The sequence below is a fragment of the Actinoplanes couchii genome, from assembly GCF_016862075.1.
Taxonomy (GTDB): Bacteria; Actinomycetota; Actinomycetes; order Mycobacteriales; family Micromonosporaceae; genus Actinoplanes; species Actinoplanes couchii.
Window position 1 is genome coordinate 25,137 of sequence record NZ_BOMG01000116.1, and the last position, 19,942, is coordinate 45,078.

Genomic DNA, 19,942 nt, shown 5'->3' on the forward strand with positions numbered 1-19,942 from the left:
TGATCAGAAGCGGTCGGCCAGGTTCGTCAGCTTGGTGACGTAGGCCGGCCAGTCGACGCCGCCGGGCAGGCTGTCGCTGCCTGCGGTCAGGCCGGTCGCCTGGTCGAGCTGCTCGCGCAGGATGTCGGCGTGACCGGCATGCCGCGCCACGTCGGCGGTCACGTGCACGATGATCCGGTGCAGGGTCACCTCCTGCCGGCCGGGCTGCCACCACGGCACCCGGCCCGGGGCGTCCAGCGGCAGCTCCTCGATCGTCGCGTCGGCGAACGCCGAGACCCGCTCGTACAAGCTGAGCAGTCCGTCCTTCGTCTCGTCCGCCCGCGCGTACCAGTCCGCCTGCGGGTCCTCGTCGTAGATCGACAGCGGCAGCAGCTCGGCGTGGCCGGGGAACTCCCGCCCGAACGTCGCCCCGAAATACCCGGCCTCCACGTTCAGGCAGTGCTTGATCAGGCCGAGGAGGTTGTTGCCGGTCGCGGTGCGGGGGAGCCGGGCGTCCCGTTCGCTCAGCCCGTCGAGTTTCCAGATCAGCGCCTCCCGGTTCTCCTTGAGGTAGGAGTGCAGGAAGTCCTTGGTCTCCGTCATGCCCGCATTGTCCGCTGAAGTTCGCCCGGTGACTGTCCCGCGAGTTCGGCCGACTCCCGGGTCAGGTGGGCCTGATCGGTGTAACCGGCCCGGGCCGCCATCTCGGCGAGCCCGCCGGTCCCGCCGAGCATGCGCTGGAACCGCTGGAAGCGCAGCACCCGGTGCAGGGTCTTCGGCCCGTAACCGACCGCCGCGGTGAACCGCCGCCGCAACTGGCGTTCACTGATCTCCAGGCGGGCGCCCAGCTCGTGGACCCGCGTCGCCGGGTCGTTCAGCATCCGGGCCGCCGCCAGCAACATCGGATCCGGCGGGCGCTCCTCAGCGAACGCGCCGGTCATCGCCACCAGACGACGCAGTGCCTCGTCCGGATCGAGGTCACCGTGCAGGACCCGGGCCGCCGACGGGTGCAGCTCGGCCAGGTCGACGCGGAGGTTACGCAGCGGATCCAACGGCAGTCCCAGGACCGTGCCACCGGCGCCGGGCCGGAACCGTACACCCCGGAGAATCTGATCTCTGCCGGGAACCGTCGGAACAGGGCGGGTGTCGGGGCCGGCCAGGAACACCCCGCGGCCGTTCTCCCAGATCAGGTCCACACACCCGTCCGGCAGGATCGCACCCGGTGCGGGATCGGCCACCACGTCCCGCCGCCACAGGCACGCCACCGAAGCCCGCAACGACACGGGCGGCACCCATTCGGCGTATGACATGGTCCCAGTATTCCCGCGTCCGTTTCCTACAAGCGTCCCCGCGCTCGAACACCTAGCGTTACCGGCATGAGCACTCTCCTCGCCGCGAGCCGGTTCCTGGACCGTGAGGCCCGCCTGCTGGAACGCCATCTCTTCGCCGGCCGCCCGGACGCGGTGATCAGCGCGTTGCGCGCCTATCAGAACGAGGACGGCGGTTTCGGGCACGGCCTGGAACCGGACAAACGCTGTCCCGCCAGCCTCCCGATCGACGTGGAGATCGCCTTCCAGGCCCTGGCCACCGTTCATGCGGCTCCCGCCGACCTGCTCGGCCCCGCCTGCGACTACCTGGCGAGCGTGACGATCGACGGGGCGGTGCCGCTAGCCTTCCCGGTGATCGAGGACTACCCGCGGGCCGCGCACTGGACCGACTGGACCTACGCGCCGGGCGTCAACCCGACCGCCGGCCTGGCCGGTCTCCTCCACCAGCTCGATTTTGATCACCCGTGGCGCACCACGGCTACCGCCTTCTGCTGGGACGTCATCGACGCGGGAAAGCTCCCCGACGAGGCCCACGCGTTGTCCGAGGTCCTGCTGTTCCTGGCGCACGTCCCCGACCGCGACCGGGCCCTGGCAGCGGCGCCGTCCGTTCTGGATCAGCTGACCGCCAACGATCTCTTCCACCCCACACCCGCACCCGGCGCGTACGGTCTGACCCCGCTGCACGTGGCCCCGACGGCGGACTCCCCGTGGCGCGCCCACTTCACGTCCGCCCAGATCGACGCCCACCTGGACGCCTTGGCCGCTGCCCAGCAGGACGACGGCGGCTGGCCGGTGGCGTGGGAGCCCCCGTCCACGGCGTCCAAGCTGGAGTGGCGAGGCATGGTCACCCTGCAGGCGATCAACACACTCACCTCGTACGATCGCCTGTGATCAGCGGCTCGGGTCGATCAGGATCTTGGCCTCGCGGGCGTCGGCCAGGGTGTCGAAGGCGGCGGGCACCTCGGGCAGGCCGATGACCCGGCTGATCAACGGCCGGGGGTTCAGCCGGCCGCGGGCGATCATCCGGAGCGTGTCGGCGATGTCGGCCGGGTCGTAGCAGAACGAGAAGCGCAACCGCAGCTCCTTGTTGATCGCCATGGTGGGGCGGAACGTGTCGGGTCGCATGCACACGCCGACGATCACGACCGTGGACAGGAACGGGGTGTGCGTGACGATGTCCTCGATCACCCCGGGCCGGCCGACACATTCGAACACCACCGGGCCGCGCGGGCCGGCGCCGAACCGTTTCGCCGCCCGCATCACCGGCCGCCACGGCAGGAACGGCACCCCGCGCAGCGTGTGCATCGCCTCCAGCCCGGTGCGGTAGTAGTCGGGCGCGTTCCGCACGATGGCCGGGCCGTCGCCGAGACGGTCCCACGGCGGGTCCGTCGCCGGATCGACGACGACGTGCGCCCCGCACCGGGACGCCAGCTCACGCCGGGGACGCGACGGGTCGCTCGCCACGATGTGACGTACACCGGCTGCTCGAAGAAGGAGGATCACCGCGAGCCCGATGGGACCGCAACCGACGACGACCGCGGGGTCCGTGCGGCGAAGGCCGCTCATCCGGACGGCATGGTGGGCGACGGCGAGCGGTTCGGTCAACACCGCAAGGTCAGGATCAACATTCGCCGGTACGGGCATCAAGGCGTCCTCGTCGGTCAACATGTACTCGGCGAACCCACCCGGCGCGTGTGTCGACAGCCCGATCATGTGGACCGCGCCGTCGATGCGGATCAACGGCAGCGAGACGACCCGGCCGCCCGGTTTCCAGCGCGCCCGGCAGCCCGGCCCGTACGCGACGATCTCGCCGGTGAACTCGTGCCCGAGCACCACCTCGTCCGAGCGGCGCATGAAGTCGGGGTACCCCACCTCGGCGGCGACGTCCGCGCTGGTGTCCGCGTCGTGGCGCACGTGCAGGTCGGAGCCGCAGATCCCGGCCCGCAGCACGCGCACCAGCACCTGGCCCGGGCCGGGCACCGGGATCGGGCGCTCGGCCACCGACAGTCTCGTGTCCCGAACCGTGACGACGTTCATCGATTCGTTCTACCCGAAGAGCGCCCGCCCCCAGTAGTCTTCCGGGCCGCTGAGTCCGGGTGGGCAGGCGAAGAGGGCGCTCGACACGTGCCGGAGGTACTCGTTCATCTCGTCCCGGGCAGCGAGACTGCGCTGCACCGGGATGAACGCGGTCCGCGGATCGCGCTGGTAGGCGATGAAGAACAGCCCGGCGTTGAGCCGCCCCAACCCGTCCGAGCCGTCGACGAAGTTGTAGCCGCGCCGCAGCATCCGGGCCCCGCTGTTGGTGTCCGGATGCGCGAGCCGCACGTGTGACGTCGCCGGCAGCAGCGGTTGCCCGTCGGCGCCGACCGAGTCGAAGTCGACCTCGTCGAACTCGCCGGACGTGCCGAGCGGCGCCCCGGAGCCCTTGTACCGGCCGACGATGGTCTCCTGCTCGGTCAGCGACGACCGGTCCCAGGTCTCGATCAGCATCCGGATCTTGCGGGTGACCAGGTACGACCCGCCGGTCAGCCACTCCGGCCCGTCGCCCGGCTGCACCCACAGGTGGTCGCGCAGCGCGTCGGTCTCCTCGGCCTTGAGGTTGCGGGTGCCGTCCTTGAAGCCGAACAGGTTGCGCGGGGTGGCCTGCCCGGTGCTCGTCGACGAGGTGCGGCCGAAACCGAGCTGCGACCACCGTACGCTGACCGCGCCCATCCCGATCCGGATCAGGTTGCGGACCGCGTGCACCGCCACCTGCGGATCGTCGGCACACGCCTGGATCGCGATGTCGCCGCCGGAGAGGGCGGCGTCCAGGGTGTCGCCGGTGAACCGGGGGAGTTCCTCCAGCGCGGCCGGCCGCTGGGCGGACAGCCCGAACCTGTCGAACAGCGCCGGTCCGAATCCGATCGTGATCGTCAGGTGCGCCGGCGGCAGCCCGAGCGCCTCACCGGTGTCGTCCGGCGGCGCTTCCGGGATGCCGGCGACCGCGCCGATCTCCCCGGCGTCGCGCCCGGCGGTCATCCGGGCGGCGGCGGCCGTCCAGTCCTTGAGCAGCTTGATCAGCCGGTCCCGGTCCCTGGTGGTGACGTCGAGGGCGACGAAGTGCAGCCGGTCCTGGGCGGGCGTGACGATGCCCGCCTGATATTGGCCTAAAAAAGGTATTTCGTCCGACTTACCGATGAGGCCGCGGTCGGCGGCCAGGGAAAGGCCGGCGGCCCCCACCCCGGCCAGGGTGAGGGCTCGCCGTCGGGAGAGTGGCGTCATTTGCCGGAGACCACGGCCGCGACCTTGCTGATCGGCTCGGCCAAGGCGTTGATCGCGTCGGACAGCGTCTTCAGGTCCGCCTCGGTGAGGTCGGTGTGCAGCTTCCAGCCGTCCCCGGAGCGGTGCGCGCTCAGCGCGGTGTCCACGTTGGCGAACTCGGTGTCCAGGGTCTTGACCAGCTCCGGATCACGCTCCTCGAGGACCGGGCGCAGCGACGCGATGGCCGCTTTCGATCCCTCGATGTTGGCGTTGAAGTCCCACAGGTCGGTGTGCGAGTAGCGGTCCTCCTCGCCGGTGATCTTGCCGCTGGCGACCTCGTCGAGCAGCGCCTTCGCACCGTTGGCGAGCTGCAGCGGGGACAGCTTCTCGGCGTTCGCCTTGGTGACGATCTCCTTGACGTCGGTCAGCAGCTGATCGGCGATCGGCCCGGACTTGGAGATGTCCTTGGTCTCCCACAGGTCCTTCTCGATCCGGTGGAAACCACCGAACGTGAGGCCCTCCTCGGTGACCTCCTCGCGGCCGTCGATGCGCGGGTCCAGATCGCCGAAGATCTCGGCGACCGGCTCGATCCGCTCCCAGTACGTGCGGGCCACCGGGAACAGCGCCTTCGCCTCGTCGATCTTGCCGTCCTTGACCGCCTGCACGAACTCGGTCGTCTTCTCCAGCAGGGCGGCGGTCTGGCTCTTCACGTACCGCTGGTAGCTCTCGGTGGCGGCCAGCAGTGCGGCGTCGTCGGTCAGCGGGGCGGCCGACCCTTCCACTGTCAGCGGCCCGCGGATGCCCTTGCCGATCATGCCCGGCTTGCAGGCGGTCTCGTAGGTGCCGGCCGGCAGCTCGACGTGCAGGTTGCGGGACAGCCCGGGGGCGATGTTCTCCACTTCGGCCATCACCCGGTCGCCGGCGGCGTACACGTAGAACTCGGTGACCTTCTGGCCCTTGTTGCTGATGGCGAAGACGCTGGTCCCGGCGTTGACGGTGGTGGTCGCCACCTCGCAGCCGGTGTCGGTGGCGGACACCGTGATCGGGCCGCCGCCGTCGGTCTCGGTGGTGGCGGAGTCGGAGCCGCAGGCGGTCAGGGATGCGCCGAGAACCCCAGCGGTGGCGAGGGCGAACAGTCGATGGGTGGTGCGCACGCGAATCTCCTAAGACTGCGGAACGGGAGCGGGCTTGCTTTTTTGCGGGGTGAGGAAGAGCAGAAGGACCGGTGCGGCGTACGCGCCCCAGGCGATCGTCTCCAGGACACTCGCCGTCGGGGTGACGTTGAACATGCCGGTGAGCAGCGCCGTGTACCAGGCCGAAGGATCAAGGACCGGACTGATGTCGTACGCCAGGGTGTTGAGTCCCGGCAGGACGTCCGCCTCCTGGAAGTCGTGCACGGCGTACTTGAGGATTCCGGCGGCCACCAGGATCAGCAGCACGCCGGTCCAGCGGAAGAACACGGTCAGGTTGATCCGGACCGTCGTCGCGTACATGATCCAGCCGATCACGATCGACGTGGCGATGCCGCCGAGCAGGGCGTACAGCGGGCCGCTGTCGTCGACCGCGCCCTGCACCGCCGAGTAGAAGATCAGCGACGTCTCCAGGCCCTCCCGGACGACCGCGAGGAACGCCATCAGGGCGACCGCCGCCGCGCCCAGGTTCAGCGCCTGGTCGAGCTTGCCGCGCAGCTCACCCGCGATGGACCGGGCGGCCCGGCGCATCCAGAAGATCATCCAGGTGACGAAGGCGACAGCGAGGAGTGAGGTGATGGCCTCGAACAGTTCCCTCTGCTCATACTGCTGGAGCAGGGTGGTGGAGGTGTAGCTGAGCAGCCAGCCGAAGACCACCGACAGCACGACCGCCACGGCGACCCCGGCCCACAGCTGCGGGAGCCGGTCGCGGCGCCCTGACCTGGCCAGGGCCGCGATGAGGATGCTGACCACGAGAGTGGCCTCCAGCCCCTCCCGCAGCCCGATGAGGTAGGTGGCGAACATGAACCGGCCTCCATAAGGCTTGCCTTACTTTGCTTCTACAGGCTGTAGATTAGGGTTGCCTACCCTCGGTGTCCAGTCGCTGGGCACTTCTGCGTCCCGTGGCACACTGTGGTTCCGTACGGAACGGAGCCGGTGGTGTTCGATCACTTTGTGTCATCAGTAGTGATCTGCCCGATTCTGGTCACGCTCGCGATCCGGTTTCTCGCCGACCGGCTCCGCCCCGACGCCGCCGTCCGCTTCCTGGTGCTGTCACTGACCGCCGCCGCGGCCGCCTGCCTGGTCACCATCGGTGCCTTCGGGCTCAAGGCGATCGCCGAACTGCCCGTGGTCGGGGCGTACTTCCACTTCTCCGACCGGATCGTCCGCGCCGACACCGCCCACGAACCGTGGGTGTCCTGGCTGTCGGTGGCCCTCTGCGCGGTCGCGGCCGCCGGGATCGCCCGGGTCTGGTGGGTGCACCGGGTGGAGACGGCGGCAGTCCGGCACTTCACGGGCCGGTCCGCCTCGCCTGCCTCCTCCGCCTCCTCCGCTTTCTCTGCCGGCGGGCGGGTCGTGCTGATCGACGACGACCGGGCCGCCGCCTTCGCCGTGCCCGACGGCCGGGTCGTCGTCACCACCGGCATGCGCGCGGCCCTCGACGACACGCAATATGCGGCACTGCTCGCCCACGAGGACGCCCACCTGCGCGGCCGTCACCACCGGCTGATCCTGCTGACCCGGCTCGCGGCCGCCGTCCACCCGGCGTTCCGGCTGCTCACCCGCCGGATCGACTACCTGGTCGAACGCGCCGCCGACGAGCAGGCCGCCGTCCGGGTGCACGACCGGCGGGCGGTCGCCCGGGCGATCGGCGCGGCCGCCCTGGTCTCCTCCGGCGCGGCCGGACTGCGGATGGCCCCGGCCGCCGGCGACCTGCGGCGCGCCGGTGCCGTGCCACGCCGGGTGGCGTCCCTGCTCAGCCCGCTACGGGTGTGGTCACCGCTGCTCCTGATGGCACCGATCGGGGTGGCGCTGTTCGACCTGGCGTGGACCGCCGAATGCGTCTGGGATCTGGGCGAGCTGCTCTACGCCGCGCAGCTCTAACCCTTGTCGTCGAACAGCTGCCGCAGCAGTTCGGCGTCACCCGGCTCCAGGGTGCTGACGAAACGGCGGAGCACGGTGCCCCGGTCGACACCCGAGCCGAGCAGGGCGCTCATCCGCCCGGCGGCCATGGTGTCGGCGTCGGTCAATGGCGCGTACCGGAAAGCACGCCCTTCGCGGTATCGGGCGGTCATGCCCTTGTCGTGCATCCGGGTGAGGATGGTGACGACGGTGCTGTAGGAGAGCGGTGGCGTGAGCCGGTCGAGAACCTCGCGGGGGGTGAGCGGGGAATGGGCCCCACCGAGCACGGCCAGGATCTGTCCCTCCAGCTCACCGGGTCTCCGGCGGCTCTCCGCTTCGCTCACCACTCAAGTCTACCGATGCCTCCTGTGACAGCCCGCCCTCTGCCTCAACCCGTCTCTCTCGCGGCCGATGTAACTGCGTGTCGCTGAACCGGTACCGCTTCCCCATCGGCGCCGTGGCGTTGACCGCCGTACTCTGTGCCGTCTTCCTCAACGGCTGGGGCGGTCCGGCGCTGTCGGTGATCCTGTGCTGGCTGACGGCCGCCGTCTTCACCACCGGGATGGCCTGGTACTCGGCGCGGGCCCTGCGGCTGATGGCGCCCGGCGCCCCGCAGCGACGGTTCTTCCAGGCGTTCGTCGGCGCCGCCGCGATCTTCGCCATCGGTGACTGGATCCAGCTCGCCATCACCCTCACCGACCCGCTGTCGCTGACAGCCCAGTCCGGCACCGGGCTCGCCCGCACCGTCGGACTTGGCCTCGGCGGCATCATCATGATCGGCGTGATGGCCACCTACCCGCTGCCGCACCGCTCCGGGCGGGAACGCCTCTGCTTCCACCTGGACCTGGCCACAGTAGTCACCGCGGTCGCCGCGATCGGCCTGTACTGGTCGGTGACCAGCGTGCTCGCTGCCGGAGCCGTCGCCGGGGTGGTGGCCGGGCCGGTGGTGGCGACCCTGGTCGCGTTCGCCGTCGGCCGGCTCTACCTGAGCGGGTCCGCGCCGTTCCGCTGGCACGTCGGCATCATCGGCCCGCTCGCCGCGATTCTGGAAGCCACGGCCCGCACACTCGGCCCCGAGCTGGCCCGCGCCGGACGTCCCGGACCGGTTTTCGTGCTGACCATGGGCTGCCACATCCTGCTGCTCCTGGCCGCGTGGCGGGAGCACACCGACTACCGGGCCGGGGACGTGGCCCTGCCGACCGCCCGGCAACGGCCGTACAGCCTGCTGCCGTACTTCGCTCTGGCCGGCCTCTACGCGCTGCTCATCGTCACGCTGCTCACCCGAGGCCTGGACGTCCGGGCCTGGATCATCCAGGTCGGCGCGATCGTCTGCACCGGCATCGTGGTCGCCCGCCAGTTGACCGCGTTCATCGACAACGCCAACCTGCTGGCCGAACGCGACAGCCTGACCCGGCGCCTGCACACGATGGCGTTCACCGACAGCCTGACCGGCCTGGCCAACCGGGCCGGTTTCCTGGGCCGCCTGCACGAGGCGGAGGGCAGGGTGGCGGTCCTGTTGCTGGACCTGGACGACTTCAAGCCGGTGAACGACCGCTACGGCCACGCCGCCGGCGACGCGGTCCTGATCCAGACCGCGGCCCGCCTGCGCGAGAGCCTGGACCCCGGAGACCTCCCGGCCCGCCTGGGCGGCGACGAGTTCGCGGTCCTGCTGACCGAACGCCCCGAGGGGGAGTACGAGAAGGTGGCCGACCGGATAGCGGCAGCCCTCTCCACCCCGTGCACCCTCCCATCCGGCGACACGGCAACGGTTCGAGCCAGCGTGGGCTTGGCAACCGCAGAGCCCACACAGGTCCTGAACGCCGCAGACCAGGCCATGTACCGAGCCAAACACCAGGGCAAAGGCAAACTGGAAACAGCCGCCTGAGTACGCCCACCCACCGCGGTCCCGCCCACCCACCGCGGTCCCGCCCTCCCGCCGCGGTCCCGCCCTCCCGCCGCGGTCCCGTCCTGCCGCCGCGGTTCCGGATTGCCACCGCCGCCCAGGCCCCCGCCGCCGTCCCGGTTTCCTACCGCTGTCCCGGCCTCCCGCCGCCGTCCTCGTGCCCTTCCGCGCCGTTCCCGTCTTCCCGCCCGGCCGCCCTATTTAGGCCGTCTTGTCCTGGTCGTTTTTCCCGAGCCGTCCTCCCGGGCCGGTCGTCCCTCCCGGGGTCGTTCTCCCGGGCCGATCGTCCCTCTCGGGGCCGGTCGTCCTTCCTGGGGTTGATCGTTTTTCCTAGGGCAGGACCACGCATCGCCGGCAGCGGGCCTCGTAGGAGTAGGTGCCGTCATCCGGTAGCGCCGTAGAGGGCGCCAGCTCACGAATCATCGGTTTCCCATGCTCCAGAACCTGGGTGTGCGTGGCATCCAGCGACCGACAAACGTCACAAACCGCCCGCCGATAGATGACCCGTTCCGGAGCCAGCTCGAACAGGGCCCGAACCGGCTCGAACAACAGCCCCCGATGATCAAGATCGATCCCGGCAACGACCACCTTGATCCCACGCCGAACAGCAACCCCGAGCACAGCGATGTCATCGGTGGTGAACATGTGGATCTCATCAACCCCGATCCACTTCACGTCCCCGTCAGCCGCCCCCGCCAGGGACCGAACCTTGACGGTCTGCAAACTCCCCCCGGACCGAGAGGTGACAGCAGTGTCCCGCCCATGCCGAGCCGACTGATAAATCCGGTGCGGAATACCAGCATGTTCAAGCGGAGACAGAAGACTGATCATCTCCAGCGACTTGCCGCCCTTCATAGGGCCAAGGATCACGGTCAGGTCCATGCCCGCAGACCCTGCCACCCACCCCGAACCACCCCACACGCAGGGCCCACTCAGTCCCACCCACCCAAACCCCCAAAAACAAGAAAAGCCCTTCCCCCCAACTACGCAAGGCAACCACCACCCCGCCAGCCAGCAACCACCAGCCAGCAACCACCGTCGGGCCAGCCAGCAACCGCCGCCCCGCTGACCAGCAACCACCCGTTCTCCACCGTGACCAGCCGCGACCACCTGCAGGCACATCCACAAGCCCTGGGGCGCGCGCCCCACTGCCTGACACCCCGCACACCCGCACACCCGCACACCCGCACAGCGATCAAAGCCACTGCCGTCTCACGCGCTCACGGCGTGCGCCCCACTACGTGACACTCACCTATCCCGCCGTGATCAAATCCGTCCTTGCCGCAGACGCCTACTCAGTTCATAAGTGTTGGCGACCGCCCTGCCGCTCCTCAACGGCGTGATTGAACCGCTTCCTCTTTTATTCACGCGTGGCGAGGTCGATTTCAGGGTGATGGTGGTCGATATGATGGCCGGGTGTTCGGGCCATTCCGCAGAGGCTTCCGGCCGGATATCGATGACGCCCAAGCCGACCGGGAACTACGCGACGCACGCGACCGTGCCGTGCGTGGCGAGTGGACGGCCGCCCGCGACCTGTTGGCCGCCACCGAGCCCGCCGCCGCGTCCACCACCCAGCCCACCAATGAGCCCATCAACGAACCCACGCCCGGATTCATCAACGAGCCCACACCCGAATCAACCCCCGGGCCCACCTCCGAGCCTGACGCCGGGACCACCACTGGGTTCGATGTTGGCCCCAACGCAGGAATCAGCGCCGACCCCGCCACCAGATTTACGACCGACCCGACCGCGAGGCCCAGCGCCGACTCCACCACCAGCTTCCCCGCCGATCCGGCGGCGAGGCCCAGCGCCGACCCCACCACCAGGTTCCCTGCCGATCCGGCGGCGAGGTTCGGTGCCGACCCCGGCGCCGGGTTCCCTGCCGACCCGGCCGCGAGGTTTGGCGCCGACCCCGCTGCCAGGTTTGGTGCCGGCTTCACGGCGAGGTCCGGTGCCGGCTTCACGGCAAGGTCGGAGGTCGGGGCCGATGCCGGCTCTGGTGCATCGGACCGGGAACTGCGTGACCGTCGGCTGACCGTGCTCGCCGCTGCCGCGGGACGGGAACTGCGATGGCTCGCCGAGTGGGAGGCCGCCGTCCCGGACGATCCGGATGCCGCGGTGCTCCGGGCGCAGGCTCTGCTGGACCAGGCGCGGTCGGCCCGTGGTGGCGGGGCAGCCCGGCACACGAGCCGCCGACAGTCCCGTGAGTTCGAGCGTCTGTCCGCACTGGCCACCGAGGCGGGGCGCCGGGCCATCCGGCTCAGTCCAGCCGACCCGTACCCCTGGGTGTCGATCGCGGGTTCGATGTTCGCCACCGGGGACAGGCGCGCGTTCATGTCGGCGATCTCCGAGGCGACCGCCCGAGACCCGCTCAACTTCGAAGCCCACCTGAGCAGGGTCTCCTTCGTCTGTGAGAAGTGGTTCGGTTCGCACGCGGAGATGTTCGACGCGGCCCGCAGTGTCGCCGCGGGTGCGCCGCCAGGTTCCCCGGTGACGATGCTGCCGGTACTGGCCCATTTCGAGTTCGCCCTACGTGAGTACGGGTTCGACAGCCGCGACGGCTCCCTGTCGGCGAAGGCCGCACACTTCCGCCGATCCGAGGTGGCCGAGGAGGTCGCCGTGTGCGGCGCCAAGTGGCGCGCGGCCGGCGAACCGAGCCTGCTGGGCCGAGGCATCATGCTCCGCCACTGGCTGGCGCTGGCGCACTTCCTGTCCGCACGAGGCCGCGACGACTCCCGTGACCTGCTCGACCAGATCGGCCCCTATCTGGGCGACACCCCCGCCTACGGCTACTTCTGGCTGCGCCAGACCGAAGGCTTCCGCGTGGTACGCCGCTGGGCAGCCCCCTTCCAGTAGCACCCACCCAACAGCCCACCGCCATCCGCCCAGGTTCAAAGGTCGCCAGAACCGTCGGCGCCTCAGAACCGTCGGCGCCTCAGGACCACCGGCCGCTGAGAACCGTCCGTTGCTCAGGAATGCCGGCCGCTCAGCGCCTCGCTCTGGATCTGTGGGAACTGGGCGGCCATCGCCTCGGCCAGTGCGTTCGCCGCGGAGAGCGGCCGCACCATCACCATCAGGTCGTCGATTCTCCCGTTCTCGTCGGTGTGCAGGAAGTCGCATCCGGTGATCTTCTTGCCGTTGACCGTCGCCTCGAAGACCAGCGCGTGATCGCTGCCGGCGTCGAACTCGCGGACGTACCGGAAATCCTCGAAGACCCGCATCACGGCCCGCAGGATCGCGGCGGTGATCGGCTTGCCGGAGTACGGCTTGTGCGCGACCGGACTGGTGAACACGACGTCGTCGGCGAGCAGCGCCTCGATCGCGGCGCTGTCCCGGGCTTCCACGGCCTGCCGGAACGGGTGCATGATGACCTCCAGGATAGTCAACTTTTTGACTAGGTGTTCCGGACTGTACGCCGCCGGGCCCACTCCGGTCGATGACCGGATCAATGCCGGCGCGGTGGTTTGGCAAGGCTTGTTTCGGATAGCTGGGAGGGCTGACCCCGAGCAGCGGATCAGAGCGCCGGCGGTTAACGTATTTTTGTCGGACAGCGGCGAGGAGACAGCTTCTGCGATGAGCGGTATCGAACGTCTGCCGTCGCCGCACACCTTCTCGGCGGATCCCGAGGTCGGCACCGACCTCGCCGCCGTCGACTGGGCGGCGACCCCGTTGGGCGAGCCGGAGCAGTGGCCGCAGAGCCTGCGGACCGCGGTCAGCATCCTGCTGTCGTCGCGGTTCTCGATGTGGATGGCGTGGGGCCCGGAGCTCACCTTCTTCTGCAACGCGGCCTACCGCCGGCACACGCTGCACGAGAAGTACCCGTGGGCGCTGGGCCGCCCGGCCCGCGAGGTGTGGGCGGAGATCTGGGACGACATCGGCCCCCGCATCGACACCGTGCTCAGCACCGGCGAGGCCACCTGGGACGAGGGTCTGCTGCTCTTCCTGGAGCGGGCCGGGTACCCGGAGGAGTCGTACCACACGTTCTCCTACAGTCCGTTGCGTGACGACGAGGGCGGTCTGGTCGGCATGCTGTGCGTGGTCAGCGAGGACACCGATCAGGTGATCGGCGAGCGCCGGATGGGCACGCTGCGGGACCTGGGCTCGGACCCGTCGGTGGCCCGCACCGAGCGGGAGATGCTGGCGTTCACGAGCCGGCAGCTCGGCCGGAACCAGGCTGACCTGCCGTTCACCCTCACCTACCTGTTCGGCGACGACGGCCGCCCCGAACTCGCCGCGTCGACCGGTTTCGACAACCCCCACCCCACGCCCGGGTCCGAGGGCACGCATCCCGCGACCGAGCCCGAGGGCACGCCTTTGGCGACGGGTTCCGACGGCGTGTATCCCGCTCCTGGTTCCGACGCCGGAGGCTCCGAAACCGGGTTCGTCAGCGCCCACCGGGCGACCGCTCCGGAGGTGTGGCCGGCCGACCGGGTCGCCACCGGGGAGCCCGTGCTTGTCGAACTGGCCGGCGAGCCGTTCGCCGGCCTGCCGACCGGTGTCTGGCCGGACCCGCCCACGCGGGCCTTGGTGCTCCCGTTGCCCCGGCAGGGTGGAACGCCCTACGGATTCCTGGTCGCCGGCCTGAACCGTCACCGGCCCTTCGACGACTCCTACCGCGGATTTCTCGAGCTGGTCGCCGGCCACGTCGCGGCCGGTATCGCCAGCACCCGCAGTTACCGGGCCCAGCAGCGGCGGGCCGAAGAACTGGCCGAGCTCGACCGTGCCAAGACCACTTTCTTCTCCAACATCAGCCACGAGTTCCGTACCCCCCTGACGTTGATCATGGGTCCGGTGGAGGACCTGCGCGCCCGCCTCACATCGGCCGGCGACGAGGTCCGTGAGGGCATCGAGGTCATCCACCGCAACGGCCTGCGGCTGGGCAAGCTGGTCAACACGCTGCTCGATTTCTCCCGGATCGAAGCCGGCCGGATGCAGGCCCGGTACGAACCGGTCGACCTGTCCGCTGTCACCGCCGAACTCGCCAGCGCATTCCGGTCGGCGATCGAGCGGGCCGGGCTCACCTTCGAAGTGGACTGCCCGCCGCTGCCCGAACCGGTGCACGTGGACCTGGGCATGTGGGAGAAGGTCGTCCTCAACCTGCTCAGCAACGCCCTCAAGTTCACCTTCGACGGGGGCGTCCGGGTGGCCGTGCGCGCCGACGGTCCCGACGCGGTCGTCACCGTCACGGACACCGGCGTGGGTGTGCCCGAGGAGGAGATGCCCCGCCTGTTCGAACGGTTCCACCGCATCGAGAACGCCCGCTCGCGTTCCAACGAGGGCAGCGGCATCGGCCTGGCGCTGGTCCAGGAACTCGTCCGGCTGCACGGTGGGACGATCGCCGCGCAGAGCGAGACCGGCCGGGGTACGTCCTTCGCCATCCGCCTCCCGTTCGGTCACGCCCACCTCCCCGATTACACCGGAGTGCCCGTGGCCGGCGGCTCCCGGGAAGCCACCCCGTCCCGTCCCTCGCCGGTCGGCGCTGCCTCGGCTCAGCCCGACCCGGCCACGCCGCTCTCGACCAACGCCGACCCCTTCCTGCAGGAGGCCCTGCGCTGGCTGCCGCCCGGCGGCGCCTCGCCGCCCACCCGGGCCGCCCTGGAGCCGGTTGCCGGCCCCGTGCCCGGCACCGGCACGTCGGTGCTGGTCGCCGACGACAACGCCGACATGCGCGATTACCTCACCCGGCTGCTGCGCTCCGCCGGTCACCGGGTGACCGCGGTCGTCGACGGCCGGTACGCCCTGGACGCCGCCCGCGCCGAGGTGCCCGACATCGTGGTCAGCGACGTGATGATGCCCCGTCTCGACGGGTTGCAGCTGGTCGCGGCCCTGCGCGCGGACCCGCGGACGGCCGGCACCCCGGTGCTGCTGCTGTCCGCCCGGGCCGGTCAGGAGGCGTCGATCGAGGGCCTGGACGCGGGCGCCGACGATTATCTGTTCAAACCGTTCTCCGCCGCCGAACTGCTCGCCCGGGTCCGTGCCAACGTCGACCTGGCCCGGCTGCGCAACCATCACGCACGCTGGCGAACGGCCCTGATCGACTCGTTGCAGGAGGCGTTCTTCGTCAGCGACGAGAGCGGCGCCATCATCGAGATCAACAGCGCGTTCACCGACATCCTGGGGTACGGGCCGGAGGGTCTGCCCTACCTCCCGGTGCACCCGTGGTGGCCGGACCGGGAGAGCGACGTCGAGGGCCACCGCGCCGTGGCCGACTCGTTCGCCATGCTGCTCGACCGGCCGTACGGCGCCTACACCATCCCGGTCGTGCACCGCGACGGCCGGCGGCTGTGGGCGGCGGCCGCGTTCAACCAGGTCCGCGACCCGGAGACCGGCCGCCGGGTCATCGTCGGCACCTTCCGTGACGTCACCGCCGAGCAGCACGCCGTCCAGCGGGACTCCGCACTCGCCGCCCTCGGCCTGTGCCTGTCCGAGGCCGAGAACCTGGACGGCGCGCTCACCGCGGTCCTGGCCGAACTGCGCGACATCTGGCAGGCGACCTACGTCCTGGCGGCCGTCTTCGACGACAGCAGCAGCCCCGCCGTGACCTGCACCGACCCGGCCCTGAACTGGGAGACGCTGCCCGAGCAGCGGCGGGCCGCCCTGCTGGCGCTGCGGGCCCGGCCGGTGCTCACCCCGGTCACCGAGGAACACGCCGGCAGCGGCATCACCCTGGAACACCCCGCCGGCACCATGGTGCTGTGGATCGAACCCGGCCCGGCCCGTCCGTTCTCCACCGCCGACGAGACCCTGCTGGCCCTGCTCGCCGGGCACCTCGGCCAGGGCCTCAACCGGATCCACCAGATCGACCAGCAGCGGGAGACCGCCCTCGCGCTGCAACGTGCCATCCTCGGGCCGGACCGGCTGCCCAGCGGATTCGCGGTCCGGTACGAACCGGCCACCCGGCCGCTCAAGGTCGGCGGCGACTGGTACGACACCATCGAACTCGCCGACGGCCGGATCGGCATCGTCGTCGGTGACTGTGTCGGGCACGGCCTGCAAGCGGCCACCGTCATGGGCCAGCTCCGCAGCGCCTGCCGTGCGCTGTTGCTCCGGGACTCCAGCCCGGCCCGCACCCTGATGTCCCTGGACGTCTTCGCCGCCATGCTGCCCGGCGCGGCCTGCGCCACCGTCTTCTGCGGAGTGCTCGACCCCGGCACCGGCCACCTGGTCTACTCCAGCGCCGGGCACCCACCGGCCATCGTCGGTCACCCCGACGGCAGCACCCACCTCCTCGACCAGGGAAGATCCAGGCCGGTCGCGGTACGGGCCGGCGCCGAGCGGCCGGAAGCCGAGTTCACCGTGCCACCCCGCGCCACGCTCCTGCTCTACACCGACGGTCTTGTCGAACGCCGCCGCCGTCCGCTGTCCAGCGGCATCAGCGAGGCCAGCACCGCGGTCCGGCACGGGCTCGGCACCCCGATCGAGGACCTGGCCACCGAGATCATGGACCGGCTCACCCCCGACAACGGTTACGACGACGACGTGGCCGTGCTGCTCTACCGTCATCCCGGCCCCCTCGAACTGGAATTCCCCGCCGAATCGGGCCGGCTCGCCCCGGTCCGGTCGGCACTGCGCGGCTGGCTCGAACGCTGCGGCGTCGACGCGGCGACCACCCAGAACATCCTGGTGGCGGCGGGGGAGGCATGCGCCAACGCGATCGAGCACGGGCACCGGGACAGCCCCGGCGGCCAGATCCGGCTCCGTGCCGCCGCCACCGCCGGTGACCTGCGCCTGATCGTCACGGACACCGGCATGTGGAAGAACCCCGACCCGACTGCCAACCCGTACCGCGGCCGGGGTCTGAAGTTGATGCGCGCGTTCATGCAGGCGGTTACCGTCACCTCCGGAACCTCCGGCACCATCGTCGACATGCAGGCGAGGATCTCCTGATGACCACCGCGCTCACTCTCACCACCGGCCCCGGGGCGGTTCTGACGGCGGCCGGTGAGATCGACATGAGCAACGCCGAGACCTTCGCCGCGGCCCTGACGTCGGCGGTGACCTCGGCGGCCGGATCCCCGCTGACGGTGGACCTGACCGCCGTGCAGTACCTCGACAGCGCCGGGCTGGCGGCGCTCTTCGTCCAGGCCGACCACATCGAGGTGCTGACCGGCCCGATCCTGGCGCCGCTGCTGGAGATCTCCGGCCTGTCCGAAATGACGACGGTCCGCTGGGCCTGACCGCCCGGCCCGGCCGACCTCGCCCGAGACGGTCAGGAATCGAGAAGTCCCAGGTCGGTCCGGCTGACTAGCGTTCTCCCGGTAGGCAGCGAACCATATCCTGGAGGGTGTCATGCAGAAGCGGATCCGGCAGTTCCACCGATGGACCTCGATCGTCTTCACCGCCACCGTGCTGGCCACGTTCGGCGCGTTCGCCCTGGAGGAACCGGTGGAGTGGGTGTCGTACACCCCGCTGCTGCCGTTGTTCCTTCTGATGGTCACCGGGTTGTACCTGTTCGCACTGCCTTACACCCGGCGGCGTGTGAGCGGCGGAAGCCGGGCAGACCGATGATCAGGGCCGCGCCCACCATGAAGTGCATGCCGAGCAGCGTCAGCATGGTGGTCCGGTCGACGGCCGCGGTCAGTGGGCCGGCCAGCGACAGGACCAGCACGGCGGAGGCCACATATCGGTAGGCCCCGGGTCTGCCCCAGCGCTCCAGCAGGGCCAGCAGTGCCCAGGCGGCCAGCCCCGACACGACCGCCGCGGCGGCCACCGCGACCGGGCCGACCTGCTGCACGGTGCCACCCTGGTCGACCAGCAGCTCGTGGCCGGGCAGCGGGCCGTTGACGGCCCACAACAGCAGGGCGCCGGCGGTGGCGATGGAAACGGTGAGAGCTCGGCTCGTACGAATGTTCGTCATGCCACCGAGGATGCTGCGCGGGGCCGGAAGTCCGCATCGGACCAAAGAAGGTTCCGAACACATACTTTGGAAGGTGTCGGCTCGGGCCGCCGCGCGGATAGCCTCGGCCCGTGAACGAGGAACGGGTGCGAACCGGAGCCGTCGTCACCGTCATGGCGGCCTCAGGCGCGCTCATCGCGGTGACGCTCGTCGGTGGGCAGACCACCGGCCGTATGCTCGCGCTCGACATCGTCGTGGGCGTCCTCGCCTGGGCGCTCACCCCGGCGCTCCTGTGGCGCCCGGTCGCTGGGACTGTGCTGCTGAGCCTGCTGGCGGCGCTGTCGCCGGCGGCGACACCACCGGCCACGATGGGCGCGCTGCAGGTGGCCCGGCGGAGGCCTTTCCCGGTGGCGATCGCGACGGGCACGGCCGGTCTGGCCGCTCACGCTCTGCAGGGGTGGTGGAGGGCCAACGGCGGGATGTCGTACGGGTGGTGGCTGGTGTTGATCACCGTCACCTACGGTGCGCTGCTCGGCTGGGGCGCCTGGGCGCAGGCCCGGGAGGCGTTGATCCGCTCGCTGGAGGAGCGCGCCCGCCGGGCCGAGGCCGAGCAGGGGAGACGGGTGGCCGAGGCGCGGATGCTGGAGCGCCGCCGCATCGCCCGGGAGATGCACGATGTGCTGGCGCACCGCCTGTCGTTGCTGGCGACGTTCGCCGGGGCGATGGAGTACCGGCCGGACTCCCCACCCGAGCAGCTCTCCAAAGCGGCCGGGGTGGTCCGCTCCGGGGTGCACCAGGCTCTGGAGGAGCTCCGCGATGTGATCTCGCTGCTCCGCGACGACGAGCGGGACGACGAGCAGGACGGCGAGGGGAACCGTCCGCAACCGTTGCTGGCCGACGTGCCCCGGCTGGTGGAGGAGAACCGCGAGGCCGGTGCCACGGTCCTGGTGAACGACGCGGTGACCGACCCGGCCGAGGCGCCGCCGGCGTTGGCCCGGACGGCTTACCGGGTGATCCAGGAGGCTCTGACGAACGCTCGCAAACACGCTGCGGGCCAAGAGGTGCACCTGGACCTCCGAGGGGCCCCCGGGCAAGGCCTGGAGATCGATGTGCGCAACGCGCTGCTCGTCACGCCGGTCGGCCGACCAGCCGTCACGCCGTCCGGGCGGCCATATGTTGCGTCGTCCGGCCGACCACAGGTTGCGTCGTTCGGTCGACCAGACGTTGTGTCGTCCGGCCGACCACAGGTTGCGTCGTTCGGTCGACCAGACGTTGTGTCGTCCGGCCGAACACCGGTCGCGGCGTCTGGCCGACCACGCGTTGCGCCGTCCGGTCTGCCATACGATGCGCCAGCCGGCCTGCCAGATGTTGCGCCGTCCGGCCTGCCGGAGGGCCCGGATCCTGCCTGGGCCAGCGGCGGAGCGGGTCTGGTGGGCCTGACCGAGCGGGTCAGCCTGGCCGGTGGCACCCTCGACCATCGCGAGGCCGACGGCGAGTTCCACCTACACGCGTCGATACCATGGCCGTCGTGAGCCGAGGCGTGAGGGATCTGCCAGGGCTGGTG

18 protein-coding genes are annotated in these 19,942 nt (G+C 70.5%); 8 read left to right on the plus strand and 10 right to left on the minus strand.

All coding sequences use genetic code 11. From position 1 onward, the window contains the following. Positions 1-3: 3 nt before the first annotated feature. The gene (locus tag Aco03nite_RS46290) at positions 4-582 is read right to left on the minus strand and encodes a DinB family protein (protein ID WP_203808385.1); all 579 of its coding nucleotides are present in this window, start codon (positions 580-582) and stop codon (positions 4-6) included. Beyond that, entirely contained in the window at positions 579-1,289 is a 711-nt protein-coding gene (locus Aco03nite_RS46295) for a helix-turn-helix domain-containing protein (protein ID WP_203808387.1), read from the minus strand. Before Aco03nite_RS46295 ends, Aco03nite_RS46290 begins: the two co-directional genes overlap by 4 nt. 66 nt (positions 1,290-1,355) lie before the next feature. On the opposite strand from Aco03nite_RS46295, the gene Aco03nite_RS46300 reads away from it, so the two are divergent. Then, entirely contained in the window at positions 1,356-2,198 is an 843-nt protein-coding gene (locus Aco03nite_RS46300; RefSeq protein ID WP_203808389.1) for a hypothetical protein, read from the plus strand. On the opposite strand, the gene Aco03nite_RS46305 is transcribed toward Aco03nite_RS46300, so the two are convergent. The 4 genes from Aco03nite_RS46305 to efeU are packed head-to-tail and all read right to left on the minus strand — an operon-like array spanning position 2,199 to position 6,541. Next, positions 2,199-3,344, minus strand: a complete 1,146-nt coding sequence (locus Aco03nite_RS46305; RefSeq protein WP_203808391.1) for an alcohol dehydrogenase catalytic domain-containing protein — start codon at positions 3,342-3,344, stop codon at positions 2,199-2,201. 9 nt (positions 3,345-3,353) lie between these two features. Beyond that, positions 3,354-4,568, minus strand: coding sequence for an iron uptake transporter deferrochelatase/peroxidase subunit (gene efeB / locus Aco03nite_RS46310; RefSeq protein ID WP_203808392.1), 1,215 nt, complete (start codon positions 4,566-4,568; stop codon positions 3,354-3,356). Beyond that, positions 4,565-5,701 (minus strand): iron uptake system protein EfeO, encoded by a 1,137-nt coding sequence (efeO, locus tag Aco03nite_RS46315; protein WP_203808394.1) that lies wholly within the window; start codon positions 5,699-5,701, stop codon positions 4,565-4,567. The genes efeB and efeO overlap by 4 nt, the downstream gene beginning before the upstream one ends. 9 nt (positions 5,702-5,710) lie before the next feature. Then, positions 5,711-6,541, minus strand: a complete 831-nt coding sequence (gene efeU, locus Aco03nite_RS46320) for an iron uptake transporter permease EfeU (RefSeq protein ID WP_203808396.1) — start codon at positions 6,539-6,541, stop codon at positions 5,711-5,713. A 150-nt stretch (positions 6,542-6,691) separates the two neighbouring features. Here efeU and Aco03nite_RS46325 point away from each other — a divergent pair, with 150 nt between their 5' ends. Next, positions 6,692-7,621, plus strand: a complete 930-nt coding sequence (locus tag Aco03nite_RS46325) for a M48 family metalloprotease (protein ID WP_239145989.1) — start codon at positions 6,692-6,694, stop codon at positions 7,619-7,621. Here the strand turns inward: Aco03nite_RS46325 and Aco03nite_RS46330 are convergent. Next, positions 7,618-7,983, minus strand: coding sequence for a BlaI/MecI/CopY family transcriptional regulator (locus Aco03nite_RS46330; RefSeq protein ID WP_239145990.1), 366 nt, complete (start codon positions 7,981-7,983; stop codon positions 7,618-7,620). The genes Aco03nite_RS46325 and Aco03nite_RS46330 overlap by 4 nt on opposite strands. A gap of 77 nt (positions 7,984-8,060) precedes the next feature. Here Aco03nite_RS46330 and Aco03nite_RS46335 point away from each other — a divergent pair, with 77 nt between their 5' ends. Continuing rightward, on the plus strand, positions 8,061-9,524 hold the full coding sequence (locus tag Aco03nite_RS46335) for a GGDEF domain-containing protein (RefSeq protein ID WP_203808403.1): 1,464 nt from the start codon (positions 8,061-8,063) through the stop codon (positions 9,522-9,524). Between the two features lie 348 nt (positions 9,525-9,872). Here the strand turns inward: Aco03nite_RS46335 and Aco03nite_RS46340 are convergent, their stop codons facing one another. Continuing rightward, a complete protein-coding gene (locus tag Aco03nite_RS46340; RefSeq protein WP_203808405.1) occupies positions 9,873-10,424 on the minus strand; it encodes a thymidine kinase in 552 nt (183 codons plus the stop codon). A 1,155-nt stretch (positions 10,425-11,579) separates the two neighbouring features. Between Aco03nite_RS46340 and Aco03nite_RS46345 the strand changes: the two genes are divergently transcribed. Next, the gene (locus tag Aco03nite_RS46345; RefSeq protein ID WP_203808407.1) at positions 11,580-12,398 is read left to right on the plus strand and encodes a tetratricopeptide repeat protein; all 819 of its coding nucleotides are present in this window, start codon (positions 11,580-11,582) and stop codon (positions 12,396-12,398) included. 113 nt (positions 12,399-12,511) lie between these two features. Here Aco03nite_RS46345 and Aco03nite_RS46350 read toward each other — a convergent pair whose 3' ends face one another. Then, positions 12,512-12,928, minus strand: coding sequence for a nuclear transport factor 2 family protein (locus tag Aco03nite_RS46350; protein WP_239145991.1), 417 nt, complete (start codon positions 12,926-12,928; stop codon positions 12,512-12,514). A 187-nt stretch (positions 12,929-13,115) separates the two neighbouring features. Between Aco03nite_RS46350 and Aco03nite_RS46355 the strand changes: the two genes are divergently transcribed. The 3 genes from Aco03nite_RS46355 to Aco03nite_RS46365 all read left to right on the plus strand — a co-directional run bounded on the left by Aco03nite_RS46355 (position 13,116) and on the right by Aco03nite_RS46365 (position 18,050). Continuing rightward, a complete protein-coding gene (locus Aco03nite_RS46355) occupies positions 13,116-17,429 on the plus strand; it encodes a SpoIIE family protein phosphatase (RefSeq protein WP_203808409.1) in 4,314 nt (1,437 codons plus the stop codon). Further along, positions 17,429-17,719: an STAS domain-containing protein gene (locus tag Aco03nite_RS46360; RefSeq protein ID WP_203808412.1), complete on the plus strand. Its 291-nt coding sequence runs from the start codon at positions 17,429-17,431 to the stop codon at positions 17,717-17,719. The genes Aco03nite_RS46355 and Aco03nite_RS46360 overlap by 1 nt, the downstream gene beginning before the upstream one ends. Positions 17,720-17,831: 112 nt before the next feature. Then, complete coding sequence (locus Aco03nite_RS46365; protein WP_203808414.1) at positions 17,832-18,050, plus strand: hypothetical protein; 219 nt, start codon at positions 17,832-17,834, stop codon at positions 18,048-18,050. On the opposite strand, the gene Aco03nite_RS46370 is transcribed toward Aco03nite_RS46365, so the two are convergent. Then, positions 17,977-18,399, minus strand: a complete 423-nt coding sequence (locus Aco03nite_RS46370) for a DUF6069 family protein (RefSeq protein ID WP_239145992.1) — start codon at positions 18,397-18,399, stop codon at positions 17,977-17,979. The two genes, Aco03nite_RS46365 and Aco03nite_RS46370, sit on opposite strands and share 74 nt — an antisense overlap. Positions 18,400-18,509: 110 nt before the next feature. On the opposite strand from Aco03nite_RS46370, the gene Aco03nite_RS46375 reads away from it, so the two are divergent. Beyond that, positions 18,510-19,910, plus strand: coding sequence for a histidine kinase (locus tag Aco03nite_RS46375; RefSeq protein ID WP_239145993.1), 1,401 nt, complete (start codon positions 18,510-18,512; stop codon positions 19,908-19,910). The last annotated feature ends 32 nt before the right edge of the window (positions 19,911-19,942 follow it).